This is a genomic window from Bradyrhizobium sp. (assembly GCF_049512235.1).
Classification (GTDB): domain Bacteria; phylum Pseudomonadota; class Alphaproteobacteria; order Rhizobiales; family Xanthobacteraceae; genus Bradyrhizobium.
In genome coordinates, this window is sequence record NZ_JBEKXH010000558.1 from 1 (window position 1) to 3,863 (window position 3,863).

The window sequence follows — 3,863 nt, forward strand, 5'->3', positions numbered from 1 at the left end:
CCCAGGATGGGAAACCGGCGTCGCGTCATCAATAATACTGATTGGGTCATCACAATTGATGGAGACCGGGGCTACGGCTGGGGTATATTAAAGGTTAACGTTCACGACGATTCGATAATTTCTCGCCTATTGGGCGGAAGGCTACTCGCCGAGTCGGCCTCCGGACCTGGTTCCTGCAATCCTGGAAAGCGAGAAACACCGATGCAAAGCTCTGCGATACTGATGTCCGACATCAAAGCGCTTTTGACGCTCTGGCTGCTCAAGACCGGGATGACGCCGGCGGAGATTCGCACCTCGCTGCAGCTGGCCGCGGCATCGCGGGCGATGGCGTCCGACGAGCAAGCCTACGGAAGGCCGGATACGTCCCAGACCGCCGCCAATGTTGCAAGATTATATCCAAATTCCGAAGCCGAGGTCATAGCCCGGAAAGCCCAGCAGGCGATCGAGGCCGTGAACTCCGACGTGATGGCGCTGATTACCCTGTCGCTGCTCAAAGTCGGCACCAGTTCAGATGAAATCCAAAAAGCGCTCCGCCTCGCAGCGCTCTCCCGTGCATTGGTGAGAGACGAGAACACCAGGGCCTCCGTCGGAACGCAGGAGTTGCCGGATCCGCTCGGCGGCGGCGCGGCGTCGATTGCTTCGAAGCAGGCCGCGCTCAACGAACTGCTGGTTCCGGGGTTGGCCTCGGCGTGATCTCGGGTACTTCTGCGCCGCGATCCCCTACACTACGAGGTTGGAACTGGTCACGGATGATGCTACCGGTTGCGCGGCAGAGTCGTCGGAGCATCCCTTCGCGTCGCGTTGCTTTTGAGGGTATCTGAAACCTGAGCCGGGACGGGCGATGCATCGACAGCACGAACGCGTGAACATTCCGCCGGAAATTCTTCGTGCCGCTGTCAAGATCGCCGAGACGGAAAGCATCACCAAGGCGGCCCATCTCCTGGGATTGAGCCAGCCCGCCATCAGCGCTCAGCTCAAGCGTATCGAAGCCATCGTCGGCGGCAGGATTTTCCAGCGAACGGGAAGCGGTTCGATCCCGACCGAACTCGGAAAGCTGGTCTTGACGCATGCGCGCAAGATTCTGGAGGGCAACGAACAGTTGCTGCGCCTGCGCGGTTCTGCTGATAACCGACGCACGATCCGGCTCGGCATCAGCACGCAATATGTCGAGACGGCCCTGCTCGGGCGGATGCGGCGAAACCTTCCCGATGCGACCGTTCACGCCGGCCCTTCGACCGAGATCACCAAGGAATTGCTCGATCGCCATCTGGACGCCGGCTTGTTGCTGGTGTCCTCCGACCTTATGGTCAGCCCCGCGATGCGCGTCATCAACCAGCGTCACGAGGAACTGACCTGGGTGCGCTCACATAAATTCGTATTGAGTCCGGGCTCGCCGATACCGCTGGCGATCGGAACCGGCCAGACCACCGATGACGCGATGATCAGGGCGCTCCAGAAGGCCGGCCTCGCCTACCGTGTCGCACTGACAGGTCACGACCACCATGCCACGATGATCGCGGTGGAATCCGGATACGCGCTGACGGTGCTGCCAAAATCCATCGTGCCGCCAAGCCTGGTATGCGCGCGCGACTATTATTTGCCGCCGCTCGAAAGTGCAAAACTCTTTCTCTGCGCCACGGAAGAAATGGATGCGCAGGACTGCCCGATCCTCGGCGACCTCAATCAGCAATTCTTCGAGGCGCCGGCGCCGAACTGATCGCGCTTTCGGTTCCCGCCGCCCGGGGCGGCCTGTGACGGGCGCCCGGACGAGGGTTCGGGAGTGGTCGGAGGCTTGGGGACCGGCGCAACAGCCGTAGGGCGCAATCGCTTTATTGCGCCGCCCTACAGGAACTGGACGGGTCGGTTGAAAACAGCCGCGCCACGCGTCGCCCAATCCATTCACGGCATTGCGTTGGCTTCAATTTTTTCGAACAGCCAAGCAAGGCGTTTCAAACCGTCAAAGGTGTTTCGGACTATCATTTGCGAGCTTCGCAAAGCAATCCATAGCGCGGCACGGTGAACGACCGCCGGCGCATCTGTTTCGAGTTTCGCAAGGGCGATGCGCACGAGGTCGAAATCGTCGATTACCACAGAGGTTGAACATCATGGCTCCCGTCGTACACCCCGGCCGTTTGCTGAAGCGCGAATTGGTCGCTCGAAAGCTCAGTGCAAACCGTCTGTCGCTCGATATCGGCGTTCCATCGGGCCGTATTACCGACATCCTCAATGGCCGCCGCGCGATCACGGCCGATACTGCCGTGCGGCTCGGCCGCTACTTCGGCAACCGCGCGCAGTTCTGGCTCGACCTGCAGGGTCAACATGACATCGGCGTGGTGGAGCGCGAGATGGGCGCCGAAATTGCCAGGCGGGTCAGGCCGGCGGATGCGGCATGAGCGGGGTTTCGGTACGCGCTCAGATGCTGAGCTATTGGCATCATCGCTCATCACACTTGGCCACAATTACTCAGCCGCCTCGCTCGCCCCGCGCTTCCGCTTCCCACCGCTTGCCCGCGCCAGCACCGGCGCCAGAAACTTCCCCGTGTAGCTCCTCGGCGCCTTGACGATGTCCTCGGGGGGTCCCCAGGCGACGATTTCGCCGCCGCCGTCGCCGCCTTCGGGGCCAAGGTCGATGACCCAGTCCGCGGTTTTGATCACCTCGAGATTGTGCTCGATGACCACCACGGTATTGCCCTGCGACACCAGCTCGTGCAGCACCTCCAGGAGTTTCTTGACGTCGTGGAAATGCAGCCCCGTGGTCGGCTCGTCGAGAATGTAAAGCGTGCGCCCGGTGGCGCGCTTTGACAGTTCCTTTGCCAGCTTGACGCGCTGCGCTTCGCCGCCGGACAAGGTCGTGGCCTGCTGGCCGACATGGATGTAATCCAAGCCGACGCGGTGCAGAGTTTTAAAAGTTTCGCGCACCCGCGGCACCGCCTTGAAGAACTCGGCGGCTTCCTCGACCGTCATGTCGAGCACGTCCGAGATCGACTTGCCCTTGAACAGCACTTCCAGGGTCTCGCGGTTGTAGCGCTTGCCCTTGCAGACGTCGCAGGTGACGTAGACATCGGGCAGAAAGTGCATCTCGATCTTGATTACCCCGTCGCCCTGGCAGGCCTCGCAGCGGCCGCCCTTGACGTTGAAGGAAAACCGCCCGGGCTCGTAGCCGCGCGCTTTCGCCTCGGGCAGGCCGGCGAACCATTCGCGGATCGGCGTGAACGCGCCGGTATAGGTCGCGGGATTGGAGCGCGGCGTGCGGCCGATCGGCGACTGGTCGATGTCGATGATCTTGTCGATATGCTCGAGGCCCTCGATGCGGTCGTGCGGCGCCGCGCCCTCGCTGGCATTGTTGAGCTTGCGCGCGATCGCCTTGTAGAGCGTGTCGATCAGCAGCGTCGACTTGCCGCCGCCGGACACGCCGGTGACGCAGGTGAACAGCCCCAGCGGAATTTCCGCCGAGACGTTTTTGAGATTGTTGCCGCGGGCGTTGATGACCTTGATGGTGCGGCGATGGTTCGGCGGCCGGCGCTCGGGAATATCCACCGACAATTCGCCGGTGAGATATTTTCCGGTCAGCGATTTCGGATTGCGCATGATGTCGTCGGGCGTACCTTGCGCGACGATGTGGCCGCCATGCATGCCCGCGCCGGGGCCGATGTCGAGCACATGATCGGCAAGACGGATCGCGTCCTCGTCATGCTCGACCACGATCACGGTATTTCCGAGGTCGCGCAGCCGCTTCAACGTATCGAGCAGCCGTGCATGGTCGCGCTGGTGCAGGCCGATCGAGGGCTCGTCGAGCACATAGAGCACGCCGGTGAGACCCGAGCCGATCTGGGAAGCCAGCCGAATGCGCTGGCTTTCGCCACC

General features: G+C 62.1%; 5 protein-coding genes. 3 read left to right on the forward strand and 2 right to left on the reverse strand.

The genetic code is table 11. The features are described from left to right. Nucleotides 1-222 precede the first annotated feature (222 nt). Both ABSG20_RS31630 and ABSG20_RS31635 read left to right on the forward strand, forming a co-directional pair. A complete protein-coding gene (locus ABSG20_RS31630) occupies nucleotides 223-693 on the forward strand; it encodes a hypothetical protein (protein WP_423868380.1) in 471 nt (156 codons plus the stop codon). A 148-nt stretch (nucleotides 694-841) separates the two neighbouring features. Further along, complete coding sequence (locus ABSG20_RS31635; RefSeq protein ID WP_423868381.1) at nucleotides 842-1,717, forward strand: LysR family transcriptional regulator; 876 nt, start codon at nucleotides 842-844, stop codon at nucleotides 1,715-1,717. 182 nt (nucleotides 1,718-1,899) lie between these two features. Here the strand turns inward: ABSG20_RS31635 and ABSG20_RS31640 are convergent, their stop codons facing one another. Further along, complete coding sequence (locus tag ABSG20_RS31640) at nucleotides 1,900-2,091, reverse strand: hypothetical protein (RefSeq protein WP_423868382.1); 192 nt, start codon at nucleotides 2,089-2,091, stop codon at nucleotides 1,900-1,902. 14 nt (nucleotides 2,092-2,105) lie between these two features. On the opposite strand from ABSG20_RS31640, the gene ABSG20_RS31645 reads away from it, so the two are divergent. After that, complete coding sequence (locus tag ABSG20_RS31645; protein WP_423868383.1) at nucleotides 2,106-2,393, forward strand: HigA family addiction module antitoxin; 288 nt, start codon at nucleotides 2,106-2,108, stop codon at nucleotides 2,391-2,393. Nucleotides 2,394-2,459: 66 nt separating this feature from the next. Here ABSG20_RS31645 and uvrA read toward each other — a convergent pair. Continuing rightward, nucleotides 2,460-3,863 (reverse strand): excinuclease ABC subunit UvrA (uvrA, locus tag ABSG20_RS31650; RefSeq protein ID WP_423868384.1); only part of this gene is annotated, 1,404 nt, incomplete at its 5' end.